At 70.8% G+C, this 17072-nt stretch carries 16 protein-coding genes; 9 read left to right on the forward strand and 7 right to left on the reverse strand.

Going from position 1 to position 17072, the window contains the following annotated elements; translation table 11 throughout:
* Positions 1–83: 83 nt before the first annotated feature.
* A complete protein-coding gene (locus IEZ01_RS16990) occupies positions 84–1232 on the forward strand; it encodes an ABC transporter ATP-binding protein (protein WP_189202433.1) in 1149 nt (382 codons plus the stop codon).
* Here IEZ01_RS16990 and IEZ01_RS16995 read toward each other — a convergent pair.
* Positions 1219–2331 carry an alpha/beta hydrolase gene (locus IEZ01_RS16995; protein ID WP_019888428.1) on the reverse strand — a complete coding sequence of 371 codons (1113 nt, stop codon included), beginning with the start codon at positions 2329–2331 and terminating at the stop codon, positions 1219–1221. The two genes, IEZ01_RS16990 and IEZ01_RS16995, sit on opposite strands and share 14 nt — an antisense overlap.
* 152 nt (positions 2332–2483) lie before the next feature.
* Between IEZ01_RS16995 and IEZ01_RS17000 the strand changes: the two genes are divergently transcribed.
* The 6 genes from IEZ01_RS17000 to IEZ01_RS17025 all read left to right on the forward strand — a co-directional run bounded on the left by IEZ01_RS17000 (position 2484) and on the right by IEZ01_RS17025 (position 7266).
* Positions 2484–4316, forward strand: coding sequence for a phosphatidylglycerol lysyltransferase domain-containing protein (locus tag IEZ01_RS17000; RefSeq protein WP_189202435.1), 1833 nt, complete (start codon positions 2484–2486; stop codon positions 4314–4316).
* A 37-nt stretch (positions 4317–4353) separates the two neighbouring features.
* A complete protein-coding gene (folP, locus tag IEZ01_RS17005; RefSeq protein ID WP_078513368.1) occupies positions 4354–5211 on the forward strand; it encodes a dihydropteroate synthase in 858 nt (285 codons plus the stop codon).
* On the forward strand, positions 5208–5666 hold the full coding sequence (locus tag IEZ01_RS17010) for a nuclear transport factor 2 family protein (RefSeq protein ID WP_019888423.1): 459 nt from the start codon (positions 5208–5210) through the stop codon (positions 5664–5666). The genes folP and IEZ01_RS17010 overlap by 4 nt, the downstream gene beginning before the upstream one ends.
* Positions 5667–5799: 133 nt before the next feature.
* Positions 5800–6159: a dihydroneopterin aldolase gene (gene folB, locus IEZ01_RS17015; RefSeq protein ID WP_019888422.1), complete on the forward strand. Its 360-nt coding sequence runs from the start codon at positions 5800–5802 to the stop codon at positions 6157–6159.
* Entirely contained in the window at positions 6156–6743 is a 588-nt protein-coding gene (folK, locus tag IEZ01_RS17020; RefSeq protein WP_019888421.1) for a 2-amino-4-hydroxy-6-hydroxymethyldihydropteridine diphosphokinase, read from the forward strand. Before folB ends, folK begins: the two co-directional genes overlap by 4 nt.
* Before the next feature lie 43 nt (positions 6744–6786).
* Positions 6787–7266: a DUF3180 domain-containing protein gene (locus IEZ01_RS17025; RefSeq protein ID WP_019888419.1), complete on the forward strand. Its 480-nt coding sequence runs from the start codon at positions 6787–6789 to the stop codon at positions 7264–7266.
* Between the two features lie 59 nt (positions 7267–7325).
* Here the strand turns inward: IEZ01_RS17025 and folE are convergent, their stop codons facing one another.
* The 6 genes from folE to dacB all read right to left on the reverse strand — a co-directional run bounded on the left by folE (position 7326) and on the right by dacB (position 14618).
* Positions 7326–7931: a GTP cyclohydrolase I FolE gene (gene folE / locus IEZ01_RS17030; protein ID WP_019888418.1), complete on the reverse strand. Its 606-nt coding sequence runs from the start codon at positions 7929–7931 to the stop codon at positions 7326–7328.
* A 120-nt stretch (positions 7932–8051) separates the two neighbouring features.
* Positions 8052–10076 (reverse strand): ATP-dependent zinc metalloprotease FtsH, encoded by a 2025-nt coding sequence (gene ftsH, locus IEZ01_RS17035; protein WP_019888417.1) that lies wholly within the window; start codon positions 10074–10076, stop codon positions 8052–8054.
* A 152-nt stretch (positions 10077–10228) separates the two neighbouring features.
* Complete coding sequence (hpt, locus tag IEZ01_RS17040) at positions 10229–10768, reverse strand: hypoxanthine phosphoribosyltransferase (RefSeq protein WP_040875606.1); 540 nt, start codon at positions 10766–10768, stop codon at positions 10229–10231.
* A gap of 41 nt (positions 10769–10809) precedes the next feature.
* Positions 10810–11835, reverse strand: coding sequence for a tRNA lysidine(34) synthetase TilS (gene tilS, locus IEZ01_RS17045; protein ID WP_019888415.1), 1026 nt, complete (start codon positions 11833–11835; stop codon positions 10810–10812).
* A gap of 194 nt (positions 11836–12029) precedes the next feature.
* Positions 12030–13160 carry an Rv3626c family coenzyme F420 biosynthesis-associated protein gene (locus IEZ01_RS17050; protein WP_019888414.1) on the reverse strand — a complete coding sequence of 377 codons (1131 nt, stop codon included), beginning with the start codon at positions 13158–13160 and terminating at the stop codon, positions 12030–12032.
* 57 nt (positions 13161–13217) lie between these two features.
* Complete coding sequence (gene dacB, locus IEZ01_RS17055; protein ID WP_028797810.1) at positions 13218–14618, reverse strand: D-alanyl-D-alanine carboxypeptidase/D-alanyl-D-alanine endopeptidase; 1401 nt, start codon at positions 14616–14618, stop codon at positions 13218–13220.
* A 101-nt stretch (positions 14619–14719) separates the two neighbouring features.
* Here dacB and IEZ01_RS17060 point away from each other — a divergent pair, with 101 nt between their 5' ends.
* Both IEZ01_RS17060 and IEZ01_RS17065 read left to right on the forward strand, forming a co-directional pair.
* The gene (locus IEZ01_RS17060; RefSeq protein ID WP_108151010.1) at positions 14720–15214 is read left to right on the forward strand and encodes an inorganic diphosphatase; all 495 of its coding nucleotides are present in this window, start codon (positions 14720–14722) and stop codon (positions 15212–15214) included.
* Positions 15215–15405: 191 nt separating this feature from the next.
* Positions 15406–17055 (forward strand): threonine/serine exporter family protein, encoded by a 1650-nt coding sequence (locus tag IEZ01_RS17065; protein ID WP_019888409.1) that lies wholly within the window; start codon positions 15406–15408, stop codon positions 17053–17055.
* Positions 17056–17072: the final 17 nt, after the last annotated feature.

The raw sequence follows: 17072 nt of genomic DNA on the forward strand, positions 1-17072 counted from the left end.
CCACTGACAATCGCCGAGGACCACCACATTCCGGCAACACGCCCTTCACACACCTGCCCGGGCGAGCGACCACAATGGGAGCCATGATCCGATTCGAGAACGTGACGAAGCGGTACGCCGACGGCACGACCGCCGTGGACGACCTGTCCTTCGAGGTCGCCGAGGGTGAACTGGTCACGCTCGTCGGGCCGTCTGGATGCGGCAAGACCACCACGATGAAGATGGTCAACCGGCTGATCGAGCCGACCGAGGGCCGGATATACCTCGACGGCCAGGACATAGCCGAGACCGATCCGGTCCAGCTGCGCCGCCGTATCGGCTACGTCATCCAGCAGGTCGGCCTCTTCCCGCACAAGACGGTCCTCGACAACACCGCGACCGTGCCGCACCTGCTCGGCGTCCCCCGCGCCCAGGCCCGCGCGCGGGCCGCCGAACTCCTCGACCTGGTCGGCCTCGACCCCGCCACCTACGGCGACCGCTATCCGGACCAGCTCTCCGGCGGGCAGCGCCAGCGCGTCGGGGTGGCGCGGGCGCTGGCCGCCGATCCGCCGGTGCTGCTGATGGACGAGCCGTTCGGCGCGGTCGACCCGGTCGTCCGCGAGCGCCTGCAGAACGAATTCCTGCGGCTCCAGTCCCAGGTGCGCAAGACCATCCTCTTCGTCACCCACGACATCGAGGAGGCCGTGCGGCTCGGCGACCGTATCGCCGTCTACGGCAACGGCAGGATCGAGCAGTTCGACGCCCCGGCCGCCGTGCTGGGCGCCCCCGCCACCCCGTACGTCGCCGATTTCGTCGGCGCGGACCGCGGTCTGAAGCGGCTCTCGGTCACCCGGATCGAGTCCGGCGACCTCGAACAGCCCCCGGTGGTCCATCTCGACGACCCGCTGCCCCGCCCGCTCGACTCCCGGTGGGCGGTCGTCCTCGACCAGGAGGAGAACCTGCACGGCTGGATCTCCTCCGAACAGGCCGCCCACGGCAAGGGCCGCGTACGGGACCACGCCCGCCGTATGGAGGCATGGCTGCCCGTCGGAGCCTCGCTCAAGCAGGCCTTCGCGACCATGCTCCAGCACGACGCGGGCTGGATCGCGGTCATCGACGCGGCGGAGACCGGCCGCTTCCTGGGCGTCCTCACCCCGGCCACGCTGCACGAGGCGCTGCGCCGCTCCACCGCCGCCGACGCCCAGGACATCGCCCGTACCGACGTGGAGCTGGAGACGGTCAGCTCGCGCTGAGCCGGCTGCTCATCCACGCCAGCATCGGCGGGATCTCGCGGTTCCAGGTGTTGAAGTTGTGCCCGCCGCTGTCCAGCGTGATGGAGGAGACGCGCGCGGGCGCCTTCACCTTGGAGATGAAGGCCAGGGTGCCCTTGAGATTGCCCTCGCCCTGCTTGGACGTGGTCACGAGGAACGAGCTCTTGGACGGCGGCAGCTTGTCCAGGCTCCGCAGCAGGTTGGCGCGGTCACGCTCCTTCTGGTTGCCGTGGAAGAGGTCGCCGGTGGTCACGTCCTCGGCCGCCTTGTAGTACGCGGACAGGCCCGCGCCCGCCGAGAACTGCTCGGGGTGGTGCATGGCTATCTTCAGGGCGCAGTAGCCGCCGGTGGAGTTGCCGATGAAGCCCCAGTTCTGCGGCTTCTTGCCGACGCGGTACGTCTCCGACACCGCCTTGGGCAGGTCCTTGGCGAAGAACGTCTCGGTCTGCGGGCCGCCGGGGATGTCCACGCACTCGGTGTCCCGGGGCGGCGCGACGGTCGGCCGCATCATCACCAGGATCATCGGCCGCATCTTCCCCGCCTGTACCTGCTGGTGGGCGGTCTTGGGGTACTTGAGGCCCTTGAGCAGGTTCTCGGCGGTGCCCGGGTAGCCGGTCAGGACGATCGAGGCCGGAAAGGTGCTCTTGGCGTACCGCGGCTGGAAGTACTCCGGCGGCAGGTAGACGTACGCCGGGCTGTCGATCTTCGACTTCTCGCCGGCGATCACCACCTTCTGGATCTGGCCGCCGACCGACGGGCGGCCCGCGCCCGGCACGTCCGGCTTCTGCGTGGCGACCACCTTGATGTCCTTGGCGCCCGCCGAATGGTCGACGACCACGCCCAGTTCCTGTTCCTGGCCGAAGAGGTCGGCCCAGGAGCCGTAGAAGAGGAAGGACTTGTTGGCCGCGAGTCCGACCGACGCGAACAGCGCGAGCTGGGTGGCGAGGAGCAGCCCCACCCGGCCGAGGACGGCGCGCCAGCTGCGGCGGGAGAGCCGTGGCCAGAGCCACACCGTGGCTACGAAGAACACCACGGCGAGCACGATGGCCAGCGCCAAGACCTTGTTGCTGGTGAGACCCATGAGTCGTTCGAGCTTTCTTCCTTGAGAATTTTCCTGAGAGCGAGTGAACCCGCTCCCCCGACGTGTCGTCCTAGAGGGCGCACATCATCCGGTCCGGCGCCCATTGACCACGGCGGCCGGACACCAAATCTTTCGCAGAGCCACGGGAAGCGATGTCTGTCACGGTAGATGGGGACAAAACAGGATTGGTTCCGGATCGGGTACGCCGGATACTCCGCGGGCCGCGCCCCGAAGCGGTCCCCTCCCTCGTCGGTACGGCCTGCACGTTCATCGGCCTGATCGACATCGCGGCCGGGGTGTTCCCCCGCTTCCGCGCCAGCCGTATGCACGCCCTCGCCGAAGTGCTGCCAGGCACGCTCGGCCCGCTCTCCGCCGCGCTGTCCCTGAGCGTGGGCGTCCTGCTCCTGCTGCTCGCCCACGGCCTCAAGCGCCACAAGCGCCGCGCCTGGCGCGCCGCCGTCATCCTGCTGCCGCTCGGCGCGGTGGCCCAGTTCGTCTGGCGCCACTCCGTCGTCGGCGTCCTGCTCTCCGTCGTGCTGCTCGCCCTGCTGCTGCGCCACCGCGGCGAGTTCGCCGCCCTGCCCGACCCGCGCAGCCGCTGGAAGGCGCTCGCCAACTTCGTCCTCATGGGCGCCGGGTCGATCGGGCTCGGACTGGTCATCGTCAGCGCCCACCCGGGCCGCGTCATCGGCAGCCCCAGCCTCGCCGACCGGCTCGAGCACGTCCTGTGGGGCCTCTTCGGCTACGAAGGCCCCGTCCGCTACTCAAGCAACGTCGACTGGACCGTCGGCTACTCGCTCGGCGCGCTCGGCCTGCTCACCGCCGTCACCACCATCTACCTGGCCTTCCGCCCCGAGCACCCGGCCGCCCGGCTCACCGAGGACGACGAGTCCCGGCTGCGCGAACTGCTCGCCAAGCACGGCGGCCGCGACTCCCTCGGCCACTTCGCGCTCCGCCGCGACAAGGGCGTCGTCTTCTCCCCCAGCGGCAAGGCCGCCGTCTGCTACCGCGTCGTCTCCGGAGTGATGCTCGCCAGCGGCGACCCCATCGGCGACGTCGAGGCCTGGCCCGGCGCCATCGAGCGGTTCATGGACGAGGCCAAGGCCCACTCCTGGACCCCCGCCGTCATGGGCTGCTCCGAGACCGGCGGCGAGGTCTGGACCCGCGAGACCGGACTCGACGCGCTGGAGCTCGGCGACGAGGCGGTGGTGGACGTCGCGGATTTCTCGCTCACCGGGCGCGCCATGCGCAACGTGCGCCAGATGGTGAAGCGCATCGAGCGCAACGGTTACACCACGAAGGTCCGGCGCGTCCGTGACCTCTCCGAAGGAGAGCTGGAGCGCGTCCGGCGCGCCGCCGCCGACTGGCGCGGCACCGACACCGAGCGCGGCTTCTCCATGGCCCTCGGCCGGATCGGCGACCCCGGGGACGGTGACGCCGTCATCGCCACCGCGCACAAGGACGACCCCGACTCCCCCTACGGCGACCTGAAGGCGATCATCCACTTCGTGCCCTGGGGCAAGGACGGCATGTCCCTGGAGCTGATGCGCCGCGACCGCAGCGCCGACCCCGGCATGAACGAACTGCTGATCGTCGCCGCGCTCCAGGACTCCCCCCGGCTCGGCATCGAGCGCGTCTCGCTGAACTTCGCCATGTTCCGCGCCGCCCTCGCGCGCGGCGAGAAGATCGGCGCCGGCCCCGTCCTGCGGCTCTGGCGCGGACTGCTCGTCTTCCTCTCGCGCTGGTTCCAGATCGAGTCGCTGTACAAGTTCAACGCCAAGTTCCGGCCTCGCTGGGAACCCCGCTTCGTGGTCTACCGCAAGAGCCGCGACCTGCCCCGCATCGGCTTCGCGGCGATGCAGGCGGAAGGTTTCGTCAGCTTCTCCCTGCCCCGCCCCTTCGCCCGCCGCAGGCCGGCCGCCCAGCCCCGGCCCTGCGCGCACATCGTCCCGCAGCACACCGACCGCGAAGTACGCGCCGCCTGAACCGGGCCCCGCACCCGCTGGGCCCTAGGCTGGAGACATGAGTACGTTGCGCGGACGGGGCACGGCCTGGGGCCTGCCGGAGTGGGATCGCTGTGCGGTCATGGGAGTCGTCAATGTGACGCCGGACTCCTTCTCCGACGGCGGCCGCTGGTTCGACACCACGGCCGCCGTCAAGCACGGACTCGACCTGGTCGCCCAAGGCGCGGACATGGTCGACGTGGGCGGCGAGTCGACCCGCCCCGGCGCCAGCCGGGTCGACGAGGACGAAGAGCTGCGGCGGGTCATACCGGTCGTACGAGGCCTCGCCGCCGAAGGCGTCACCGTCTCCGTCGACACCATGCGCGCCTCGGTCGCCGCCCAGGCCGTCGCGGCCGGCGCCACCCTCGTCAACGACGTCAGCGGCGGCCTCGCCGACCCGGACATGGTCCCGGCCGTCGCCGCCGCCGAAGTCCCCTTCGTCGTCATGCACTGGCGCGGCTTCAGCAGCACCATGAACAGCCTCGCCGTCTACGACGACGTGGTCGCCGAGGTCCTCACCGAACTGCGCGCCCGCATGGAAGCCGTCGTCGAGGGCGGTATCGCCCCCGAGCGGCTGGTCGTCGACCCCGGCCTCGGCTTCGCCAAGCAGGCCCCGCACGACCTGGCCCTCGTCGCCCACCTCGGCGACCTGCGCGAACTGGGCCGCCCACTTCTGGTCGCCGCCTCCCGTAAACGCTTCCTCGGCCACGTCCTGGCCGGCGACGGCGGCCCGCCGCCGGCCCGCGAACGGGACGCCGCCACCGCCGCCGTCTCCGCCATCGCCGCCCACCAGGGCGCCTGGGCGGTCCGCGTCCACGAGGTGCGCGCCACCGCCGACGCCGTGCGGGTCGCCCGAGCCGTCGAGGGAGCCGCGTGACGCGCGCCACCGACATCGAGGCCGTGGAGGCGGTCAACACCGCCTTCTACGAGGCGATGGAGCGCGGCGACTTCGAGGAGATCTCCGACCTCTGGCTCGACGACCGGCGCTCCACGATCACCTGCGTCCACCCCGGCTGGCCGGTCCTCACCGGCCGCGGCGAGGTTCTGCGCTCGTACGCCCTGATCATGGCGAACACCGAATACATCCAGTTCTTCCTCACCGACGTCCAGGTCTCCCTGGCCGGCGACACCGCGCTGGTCACCTGCACGGAGAACATCCTCAGCGGCGGGCCCGCCGAGGACGGCGCCGAACTCGGCCCCCTGGTCGGCCAGCTCGTGGTCGCCACGAATGTGTTCCGGCGCACAACCGGGGGGTGGCGGATCTGGTCCCACCACGGTTCGCCGGTCCTCACCGAAACCGGTGACGAGGAAGGCGACGACACCGCCGCCTGAGTGGGTAAGCGGGGGGCAGACACACCCCATGGGCGGGCACTGTCGGTACCCGCAGGTAGATTCGAGAGGTGGCACAACGCCGTCCGCACCCGGCAGCATGCCGCAAGACCTACGAACAGCAGGAGTGATTCGCGTGGATCGTGTCGCGCTGCGCGGCCTCAAGGCCCGCGGGCACCATGGCGTCTTCCCCCGGGAGCGCGAGGAGGGCCAGACCTTCATCGTGGACCTGGTGCTCGGCCTCGACACCCGCCCGGCGGCGGCCGACGACGACCTGGCGAAGACCGTGCACTACGGCGTGGTCGCCGAAGAGGTCGTGGACGTGGTCCAGGGAGAGCCGGTCGATCTGATCGAGACGCTCGCCGAGCGGATCGCCCAGCAGTGCCTGAAGCACGAGGGCGTCCAGGAGGTCGAGGTGGTGGTGCACAAGCCGGACGCGCCGATCACGGTCCCCTTCGACGACGTGACCATCACCATCACCCGGAGGCGAGCATGAGCGACCCCACGGTGCAGCCCGTCCCCACCTCCGTGGTGGAGACGGTCGACGCCGCCGACGTCACGCTCTCCAACCCCAAACGGGCCGTGATCGCCCTCGGCTCCAACCTGGGCAACCGGCTGGAGACCCTCCAGGGCGCCATCGACGCCCTGGAGGACACCCCGGGTCTGCGGGTCAAGGCGGTCTCCCCGGTGTACGAGACGGAGCCCTGGGGCGTCGAGCCCGGCTCCCAGCCGTCGTACTTCAACGCCGTCGTGGTCGTGAAGACGACCCTGCCGCCGTCCTCGCTACTGGAGCGCGCCCACGCCATCGAGGAGGCCTACGACCGGGTCCGTGAGGAGCGCTGGGGGCCACGCACGATCGACGTGGACATCGTCACGTACGCCGACGTGGTCTCCGACGACCCGGTGCTGACGCTGCCCCACCCCCGCGCCCACCAGCGCGGCTTCGTCCTCGCCCCCTGGCACGACGTGGACCCCGAGGCCCAGCTGCCCGGCCACGGCCAGGTCACCGACCTGCTGGCCGGCGTCGGCCTCGACGGTGTGACCGCCCGCGCCGACCTGGAACTCCGCCTGCCCGAATAGCCGCCCCGACCCTCCTCGACGACCACGCAGCGAAAGGCACCTGGTGAAGCAACTGCGGCTGAAGGTTCTGGCCGGACTGTTCGTCGTCGCCGGCATCCTGTCCTGGGGCGGCGCCCGGCTCTGGGAGGCCTTCGGCACCCTGCCCAGCGTGCCCCTCGCCGCGCCCATCGTGCTCGCCGCGATCGCCGTGGTCCTCATGGCCACGGCCCTGTCGATCCGCGCCCGCCTGAGGGCCCAGCGCGAGCGCCGCCCCGGCGCGAAGGGCGTGGAACCCCTGATGGCGGCCCGCGCCGTGGTCTTCGGCCAGGCGAGCGCCCTGGTGGCGGCCCTGGTCTCCGGCATGTACGGCGGTACGGGCGTCTACCTGCTCGGCTCCCTGGACATCCCGGCCCGCCGTGACCAGGCGATCTACGCGGCCTTCTCGGTCCTCGCGGGCATCGCCGTGATCGCGGCGGCCCTCTTCCTGGAGCGCGTCTGCAAACTCCCCGAGGACGACCAGCCCCCGGGCACCACGACGGTCTGAACCGCTCCGGCGCCCGGCGGAACACGCCGTCGGGCGCCGAGGGCGTCTGTCCCGGGCGCTCAGCGAGCCATGATCAGGCTCATCGCCTCGTTGCGGGTCGCGGGGTCGCGCAGCTGACCACGAACGGCCGAGGTGATCGTCTTGGCTCCCGGCTTACGGATGCCCCTCATCGACATGCACATGTGCTCGCACTCGACGACCACGATCACTCCGCGCGGCTCCAGGATCTCCATCAGGGAGTCGGCGACCTGCGTGGTCAGACGCTCCTGGACCTGGGGGCGGCGGGCGTAGACATCTACCAGCCGGGCCAGCTTGGACAGGCCCGTGATCTTGCCCGTGGTGGAGGGGATGTAGCCGACGTGAGCAATGCCCCTGAAGGGGACGAGGTGGTGCTCACAGGTGCTGTACACCTCGATGTCCTTCACGAGGACCATCTCGTCGTGTCCGAGATCGAACGTCGTCGTCAGGACGTCCTCGGGCTCCTGCCAGAGGCCGGCGAATATCTCCTTGTACGCCCTCGCCACCCGCCCCGGCGTCTCGCGCAGTCCCTCGCGGTCCGGGTCCTCGCCGACCGCGATGAGGAGCTCCCGCACGGCGTTCTCGGCGCGCTTCTCGTCGAACTCGCCGATCGTGCCCTCGCCGTCCAGCGTCACCGGGTCGGTCATTTGTGCCTCGTTCCGTCTACCTGAGTACGCGAAATGCCGCGCCCCCACAGGCTAAAACCTGGGGGGCGCGGCATCCATTCCGGGTCTGCCGGGGCGACCGGCAGACCCGTCAAGGCGAGATCAGGCCTCCGGGCGCTCCTCGGGGACCACCTCGGTCGCCTTGGTGGTGTCCACCGTGGTGGTGTCCACCGTGGCGTTGCTCGCGCCGTTGGTGAGCGCCAGCTCCTTCGGGGAGAGCACCGGCGGACGCGTCGAGGGCGTACGCCGCGAGGAGCCGGTCCACGCCGGGCGGGCCGGGCGCTTGACGATCGGGGCGAAGATCTCGGCGATCTCCTCCTTGCCGAGCGTCTCCTTCTCCAGCAGCTGGAGGACCAGGTTGTCGAGGACGTCGCGGTTCTCGACGAGGATCTCCCAGGCCTCGTTGTGCGCGGTCTCGATGAGCTTCTTGACCTCTTCGTCGACCAGCGCCGCGACCTCTTCCGAGTAGTCGCGCTGGTGCGCCATCTCACGGCCGAGGAACGGCTCGGTGTTGTCGCCGCCGAACTTGATCGCGCCGAGCCGCTCGGTCATGCCGTACTGCGTGACCATCGCGCGGGCGGTGGCCGTGGCCTTCTCGATGTCGTTGGCCGCGCCCGTGGTCGGGTCGTGGAAGACCAGCTCCTCGGCCGCGCGCCCGCCCAGCATGTATGCCAGCTGGTCGAGCATCTCGTTGCGCGTGGTCGAGTACTTGTCCTCGTCCGGGAGGACCATGGTGTAGCCCAGGGCCCGGCCGCGGGACAGGATCGTGATCTTGTGGACCGGGTCGGAGTTCGGCGAGGCCGCCGCGACCAGGGCGTGTCCGCCCTCGTGGTACGCGGTGATCTTCTTCTCCTTGTCCGACATGATCCGGGTCCGCTTCTGCGGGCCCGCGACCACACGGTCGATCGCCTCGTCCAGCGAGTGGTTGTCGATCAGCTTCTTGTCGCTGCGGGCGGTCAGGAGCGCCGCCTCGTTCAGGACGTTGGACAGATCGGCACCGGTGAAGCCGGGCGTACGGCGGGCGACGGCGCCGAGGTCGACGTCCGGGGCGACCGGCTTGCCCTTCTGGTGGACCTTGAGGATCTCCAGACGGCCCTGCATGTCCGGGCGGTCGACGGCGATCTGCCGGTCGAAGCGGCCCGGGCGCAGCAGCGCCGGGTCGAGGATGTCGGGCCGGTTCGTGGCGGCGATCAGGATGACGCCGCCCTTTACGTCGAAGCCGTCCATCTCGACGAGGAGCTGGTTGAGGGTCTGCTCGCGCTCGTCGTGGCCGCCGCCGAGGCCCGCGCCGCGGTGCCGGCCGACGGCGTCGATCTCGTCGACGAAGACGATCGCCGGGGCGTTCGCCTTGGCCTGCTCGAAGAGGTCGCGGACCCGGGAGGCACCGACACCGACGAACATCTCGACGAAGTCGGAGCCGGAGATCGAGTAGAACGGCACGCCGGCCTCGCCCGCGACGGCGCGCGCGAGGAGCGTCTTGCCCGTACCGGGCGGGCCGTACAGCAGCACACCCTTCGGGATCTTGGCACCGACGGCCTGGAACTTCGCCGGCTCCTGGAGGAACTCCTTGATCTCGTGGAGCTCCTCGACGGCCTCGTCGGACCCGGCCACGTCGGCGAAGGTGGTCTTGGGGGTGTCCTTGGTGATCAGCTTGGCCTTGGACTTCCCGAACTGCATGACTCGGGAGCCGCCGCCCTGCATCTGATTCATCAGGAACAGGAACACCACGACGATGAGGACGAAGGGCAGCAGCGAGAGCAGCACCGAGATGAACGGGGACTGCTTGGACGGCGAGACCGTGTAGCCCTTGTCGATCTCACCTGCCTCGAACTTCTTCTGCAGCGTCGCGGCCAGGTCGGAACCCTGGGTCCCGATGTAGCTGGCCTGGATCTTGTCGCTGCCCTTGACCTTCTGGCCGTCCTTGAGGTCGACCTTGATGATCTGCTCGTCGCCGGTGGTCAGCTTGACCTGATCGACCTGGTTCCTGTCGATCGCCTGGACGACCTCACCGGTGTCCACCGTCTTGTAGCCGCCGGACGAGCCGACGACCTGCATCAACACGACCACGGCGAGGACGGCCAGCACGATCCACATGACCGGCCCACGGAAGTATCGCTTCACGTCCATCCATACGGAGCGAAATCGCTCCGTCCCTCCTGCCCGTAGGTAAATGCTGCTGTGAGAAAGAAAAGCTGTTCTTCGGACGGTACCCCAGCATTGTCACCCGCGACCGCCTTCCCTTGCTCCAACGGCGGGAGGGCGGTGCGGGTTCCCGTGCCTCAGCCTCCGTACACGTGCGGCGCGAGCGTGCCGACGAAGGGGAGGTTGCGGTACTTCTCCGCGTAATCCAGGCCGTATCCCACGACAAACTCATTGGGAATGTCGAAGCCGATCCACTTGACGTCGATCGCGACCTTGGCGGCGTCCGGCTTGCGCAGCAGGGTGCACACCTCCAGGGAGGCCGGCTCCCGCGAACCGAGGTTGGACAGCAGCCAGGACAGCGTCAGCCCGGAGTCGATGATGTCCTCGACGATCAGGACGTGCTTGCCCTTGATGTCGGTGTCGAGGTCCTTGAGGATCCGCACCACACCGGAGGACTGGGTGCCCGCGCCGTACGACGAGACGGCCATCCAGTCCATGGTGACGGGGGTGGACAGGGCGCGCGCCAGGTCCGCCATCACCATCACGGCGCCCTTGAGGACACCGACGAGGAGCAGGTCCTTGCCCGCGTACTCCGCGTCGATCTTCGCGGCCAGCTCGGCCAGCTTCGCGTCGATCTCTTCCTTGGTGATGAGCACCGACTGAAGGTCGGTGCTCATGTCCTTCTCGTTCACCCGGGTCACTTTCGTTGCAGCTTGCGTCAGCCTTGCCGGATGACCAGTCTGCCACCCTGCCGTCGTGCCTCGACTCGGCCGGGCAGATTGATGGCTCCCTGGCCGCGCCAGCTCGTGATCAGCCGGTCGACTTCTTCGATGTGACGGGCGAAGAGTGATCCCGCGGGGGCGCCTTCGGCGATGACCGCGCGGCGCAGGACGCGGCGGCGGACGGCGGGGGGCAGTCCGTAGAGCTTGGCGCACTCCAGCTGGCCGGCTTCGTCGCGTACGGAGGAGTCCGCGGCGGCGGCCCAGGAGTCGAGGGCGTCGGCGTCGTCGCGGGAGAGCTGCGCGGTGCGGGCCAGTGCTTCGACGACTCCCTTGCCAAGCGCCTTCTCCAGGGCGGGCAGGCCTTCGTGGCGGAGCCGGGAGCGGGTGTAGGCGGGGTCGGTGTTGTGGGGGTCGTCCCAGACCGGGATCGACTGGACCAGGCAGGCCTTGCGGGCGGTCTGCCGGTCGAGCGCGAGGAAGGGGCGGCGGTAGCGGCCTGCGGCGCCGGAGACGGCGGCCATGCCGGACAGGGAGCGGATGCCGGAGCCGCGGGCGAGGCCGAGCAAAACGGTTTCCGCCTGGTCGTCGCGGGTGTGGCCGAGCAGGACGGCGGCGGCGCCGAGGCGGTCGGCGGCTTCGTCGAGGGCGGCGTAGCGGGCGTCGCGGGCGGCGGCCTCGGGCCCGCCTTCGCGGCCGACGCGGACGGCGACGGACTCGACGGGGTCGAGGTTCATCTCTCGGAGGCGTGCGACGACCTCGGCGGCGCGGAGGTCGGAGCCGTCCTGGAGGCCGTGGTCGACGGTGATGCCGCCGGCGCGCACGGAAAGTTTGCGGGCTTCGAAGGCGAGGGCGGAGGCGAGCGCCATGGAGTCGGCGCCGCCTGAGCAGGCGACGAGGACCAGGGGCGCGGGCGGAGTGCCGTGCGCGTCGGTTCGGTTCTCGTTGGTGGTCTCGGTCAGTACGTCGTGGAGTACGCGGCGGACCGCCAGGCGTATCGCCGCGACCGCAGGATGGGGACCCATGTCCGGTGCCCTTCGTGGAGTAGGGGTGCCTCGGTCGGAGTGTTAACGGTCGTAACAGGGGGTTCGGTCACTCAGAGTGCGTCGATGGTGACAGAACCTGGCCGTTCCCCGAGCATTGCACGCCTACCCATGGCTCACGGTCCCTCGGATGGGTGATTAGGGGGGCGTCCTTCTGCCGTTCCGCCTCATCGGACTCACGAATCTGTTTTACGGTGCACCCTCGCCACCCAGTCCGCCGGTTTGGCGATCTCCGCCTTGGTCGGCAGCGTGTTCGGGGACGTCCAGACGCGGTTGAAGCCGTCCATGCCCACCTCCTCCACCACGGCCCGTACGAACCGCTCTCCGTCGCGGTACTGACGGAGCTTGGCATCGAGGCCGAGGAGTTTGCGCAGTGCCTGGTCGAGGCGCGACGCGCCACGTGCGCGGCGCTGCTGGAACTTCTCGCGGATCTCCGCTACGGACGGCACGACCTGGGGTCCGACGCCGTCCATGACGTAGTCGGCGTGGCCCTCCAGGAGGGACATCACGGCGGTGAGTCGGCCGAGGATCTCGCGCTGTTCGGGCGTCTGCACCAGCTCGACGAGGGAGCGTCCGCCGTCGTCCTCCTCGGCCTCGGGGCGGCCGCCTGCGAAGCTCTGAGCGGCTTCTCTCAGCCGTTCCAGGACGGTGGAGGGGTCGACGTCGGTCGCGGCGAGGAATGACTGAATTTCGCCCTGGAGGTGGTCGCGCAGCCACGGGACGGCGGTGAACTGGGTGCGGTGGGTCTCCTCGTGGAGGCAGACCCAGAGACGGAAGTCGTGCGGGTCGACCTCGAGCTCGCGCTCCACGTGGACGATGTTGGGGGCGACGAGCAGGAGGCGGCCGCCGCCGTCCGCGCTGCCGGGCAGGTCGCGGGTGACGGGGGCGAAGGTCTCGTACTGCCCGAGGACGCGGGAGGCGAGGAAGGACAGCAGCATGCCGAGCTCGACGCCGGTGACCTTGCCGCCGACCGCGCCGAGCATGGCGGCGCCGGGGGTTCCGGAGCGGCGTTCCTGCATCTTGGCCAGGAGCGGGGCGAGCAGCTCGCGGAATCCGGCGACGTTGGCCCTGACCCAGCCGGCCCGGTCGACGACCAGGACGGGGGTGTCGTCGGGCGTGTGGCCCTCGGGGATCATCCGGGTGTAGGCCCGTACGTGTTCCTCGGAGGACTTGGCGTGGCGCCGAAGTTCGGCGACGACCGCGCGGGCCTCGTCGCGGCTCACCTCCGGCCCCGGGCGCACCAGTCGGATCGCGGTCGCCACCGCGAGGTTCCAGTCGACCATCTCGGCACCACCGATGCTCGTCATGCGTCAACCGTACGTGCTGCCGGGCGTGGGGGTGAGGGTCCTGCGGCGGACGGGGCGTCAGCGGGGTGGGGCGAGGGCCGCGGACAGCCGGTCCAGGGCGGGCTGGGCGGTGTCGGCGGACGGGGTGCGTCCGGCGAGGAAGGCGAAGGCGAGGAGTCGGCCGTCCGCGGTCACGACGGTTCCGGCGAGGGCGTTCACGCCGGTGAGGGTGCCGGTCTTGGCGCGGACGAGTCCGGCGCCCGGTGAACCGTCCTCGAAGCGGCTGCGGAGGGTGCCGCTGAAGCCGCCGACGGGCAGGCCGGTGAGGACGGGGCGCAGGGCGGGTCTGGCCGGGTCGGCGGCGCGGGTCAGCAGTGCGGTGAGGAGGGCGGCGGAGACCTGGTCGCGCCGGTCGAGTCCGCTGCCGTCGGCGAAGCGGGCGCCGGTGAGGGGGACGTCCAGCCGGGCGAGGGTGGTGCGGACGGCCTTGGCGGCGCCGTCGAAGCTGGCGGGCCGGCCGGTCTTGAGCGCGGTCTGGCGGGCGAGGGCTTCGGCGAGGTCGTTGTCGCTGTGGGTCAGGGTGCGCTCCACGAGGGCCGACAGGGGGGCCGAGAGCGTCTTGGCGACGGTGACGGCCTCGGGGCCCTTGGGAGCTCGGCCGGGGGCGGGGGCGGCCTCGACGGCCACGCCCGCCTTGCCGAGGAGCTGTCCGAAGGCGGTTGCCGTGTCGAAGGCCGGGTCCGCGCTGCGGCGGGCGGTGCCGTACGTGGAGTTGTCGAGCCGCCCGGCGTGGAGCATGAGGGGGACGACGGGGGCGAGGTTGTCGTTGGGGCCGATGCGGTGCGTGACCGGGCCCTGGTAGAGCGAGGTGTCGTAGGCGAGGCGGACGGTGGTGACGCCCCGGTCGCGCAGGGCGCGGGCGGTGCCGGCGGCCAGGGCGCGCAGCCGGGCCCGGTCGAGGGTGGCGTCGCCGCCGCCGACCAGGGTGATGCGGCGGGCGTCCTTGCCGGCGACGACGGTGGTGGCGATGCGGTGGTCGGGGCCGAGGGCGGTGAGCGCCGCCACCGCCGTGGCGATCTTGATCGTGGAGGCGGGGGTCATCGGGGTGGTGTCCCCGGCTCCGTACAGCCGCTTGCCGGTGGTGGCGTCGACGACCGACGCGGAGCGCAGCGGGCCGAGGCCGGGGTCGTTCAGGAGGGGTACGAGCCTGGGGACGAGGTCGCCCGGGGCGGCGCCGCGCGGGGAGGCGAGCGCGGTGAGCACCCCTGCGGCGCTGGGGGCGGGCGTCGGGCGCTGGGGGCCGGGCGCGCCCGGTTCGTGATGTGCGCCACCTGTGCCCTCCTGGGCGGCCGCCCAGGACCGCTCGGCCTTACGCTGACCGGAGTCCCAGGGGCCTGCCGTGGTCACCGCCCCGGCCGCAAGGGCGAGGCCGAGCACGGCTGAGCCCGCCGTGAGCTGCCACAATCTCGGCTCCGGCATCGCTGACCAGCCCCTTTCGCGATCACACACGTGCGTGAGGGACACTTAACCACTGCGCCATGTCGCAAGCAGACATATGTGTTGATCAGGAGGAGCCACCCGTGGAGTTCGACGTCACCATCGAGATCCCGAAGGGATCGCGGAACAAGTACGAGGTCGACCACGAGACCGGTCGGATCCGCCTTGACCGTCGCCTCTTCACCTCGACCAGCTACCCGGCCGACTACGGCTTCGTGGAGAACACCCTGGGCGAGGACGGCGACCCGCTGGACGCGCTGGTGATCCTGGACGAGCCGACGTTCCCCGGCTGCCTGATCAAGTGCCGCGCGATCGGCATGTTCCGGATGACCGACGAGGCGGGTGGCGACGACAAGCTGCTGTGCGTGCCGGCCTCCGACCCGCGTGTCGAGCACCTGCGGGACATCCACCACGTCTCCGAGTTCGACCGCCTGGAGATCCAGCACTTCTTCGAGGTCTACAAGGACCTGGAGCCGGGCAAGTCGGTCGAGGGCGCCAACTGGGTCGGCCGCACCGAGGCCGAGGCCGAGATCGAGGCCTCCTACAAGCGCCTTGAGGCGCAGGGCGGCGCCCACTGAGCGGATTTCCCGCCGAGGCGCCGGTGAGGCGCTGCTGAACGTCCGACGGGCGGTGCACCCCACGGGGTGCGCCGCCCGTCGCGCGTCCGCATCGGTGGTGGGGGCGCCGTCCGTCTCGCGTGGGACCGGCTGACCGTGTCCATACTGGGCAGGCGGGCCGCATGGGTCGCATGGGAGTGAGGACGAACGCAGTGGTGGCGGAGCCGGACGGTCCAGAGGACCGTAAGCCGCAGTCGGACGAGGCGCGCAGCGCCTTCACCCCGCCGGCCGGGGTCGAGCAGCCTGTCGTACCGGAGGAGGAGCATCCGACCTCCGAGTTCGCCCTTCCCGAGGGCGTGGACGCGGAAGGTCCGCCGGAGCAGGAAGGTTCCGCCTTCGCACCGCCCTCCACGTATTCGGCGCGGAAGTCGCCGCCCGTCTTCACCCCGGCCCACGGCGTGCCGATGGTCCGGCTGTCCAAGGACGCGCCCTGGCAGGACCGGATGCGCACGATGCTGCGGCTGCCGGTCAGCGAGCGGCCGGTGCCGGAGCTGGCGGCCCGGAAGGACGACGAGACCGGCCCGGCCGTCCCCCGCGTGCTCGACCTGACGCTCCGTATCGGCGAGCTGCTGCTCGCGGGCGGCGAGGGCGCCGAGGACGTCGAGGCGGCGATGTTCGCGATCTGCCGCAGTTACGGCCTCGACCGGTGCGAGCCGACGGTCACGTTCACCCTGCTGTCGATCACGTACCAGCCGTCGCTGGTGGACGACCCGGTCACCGCGAACCGGACCGTACGGCGGCGGGGCACCGACTACACCCGTCTCGAGGCGGTCTACCAGCTCCTCGCCGACATCAACGCCGAGGACCAAGACGTCTCCCCGGAGGAGGCCTACCGGCGCCTCGCCGAGATCCGGCGAAACCGGCACCCGTACCCCGGCTGGGTGCTCACGACGGCCGCCGGCGGGCTGGCCGGCGCGGCGTCCGTGCTGGTCGGCGGCGGGCCGACCGTCTTTTTCATGGCGGCGCTCGGCGCGGTGCTCGGTGACCGACTGGCGTGGTTCTGCGCGGGGCGCGGGCTGCCGGAGTTCTACCAGTTCCTGGTGGCGGCGATGCCGCCGGCCGCGATGGGGGTCCTGCTGACCCTGCTCCACGCCGAGCTGCGGCCGTCCGCGGTCATCACCGGTGGGCTGTTCGCCCTGATCCCGGGGCGGGCGCTGGTCGCCGCCGTCCAGGACGGCCTGACCGGCTTCTACATCACCGCCTCCGCACGCCTCCTGGAAGTCGGCTACTTCTTCGTCGCGATCGTGGTCGGTGTGCTGTCCGTGCTGTATGTGGCCGTGCAGTTCGGGGCCAACCTCAACCCCGAGGGGGTCCTCGAGCCGGTCGAACGGCCCGCGGTCCAGATCGCCGCCTCGATGGTGCTCTGCCTGACCTTCGCGATCCTGCTCCAGCAGAGCCGCGCGACGGTGCTCTTCGCGACGCTCAACGGCGGCGTGGCGTGGGTGATCTTCGCGTCCATCGCGGTGACCGCGGAAGGGTCGGCGGTGATGGCGACGGCGGTGGCGGCGGGGCTGGTCGGCCTGTTCGGGCAGCTGATCGCCCGCTACCACCACACGTCGTCCCTGCCGTACGTGACAGCGGCGATCGGGCCGCTGCTGCCTGGTTCGGCGACGTACTTCGGTGTCCTCGCGATCGCCCAGAACAATCTCGACCAGGGCTTCACCTCGCTGGCGAAGGCGGCCGCGCTGGCCCTGGCGATCGCGATCGGCGTCAACCTCGGCGGCGAGCTGGCCCGCCTCTTCATCCAGGCCCCTGGCAGCGGCGCGGGCCGCCGCGCGGCCAAGCGAACCCGCGGCTTCTAGCGGCCGGCTTCCAGCTG

The sequence above is a fragment of the Streptomyces purpureus genome (genome assembly GCF_014648195.1).
GTDB classification, from domain to species: domain Bacteria; phylum Actinomycetota; class Actinomycetes; order Streptomycetales; family Streptomycetaceae; genus Streptomyces; species Streptomyces purpureus.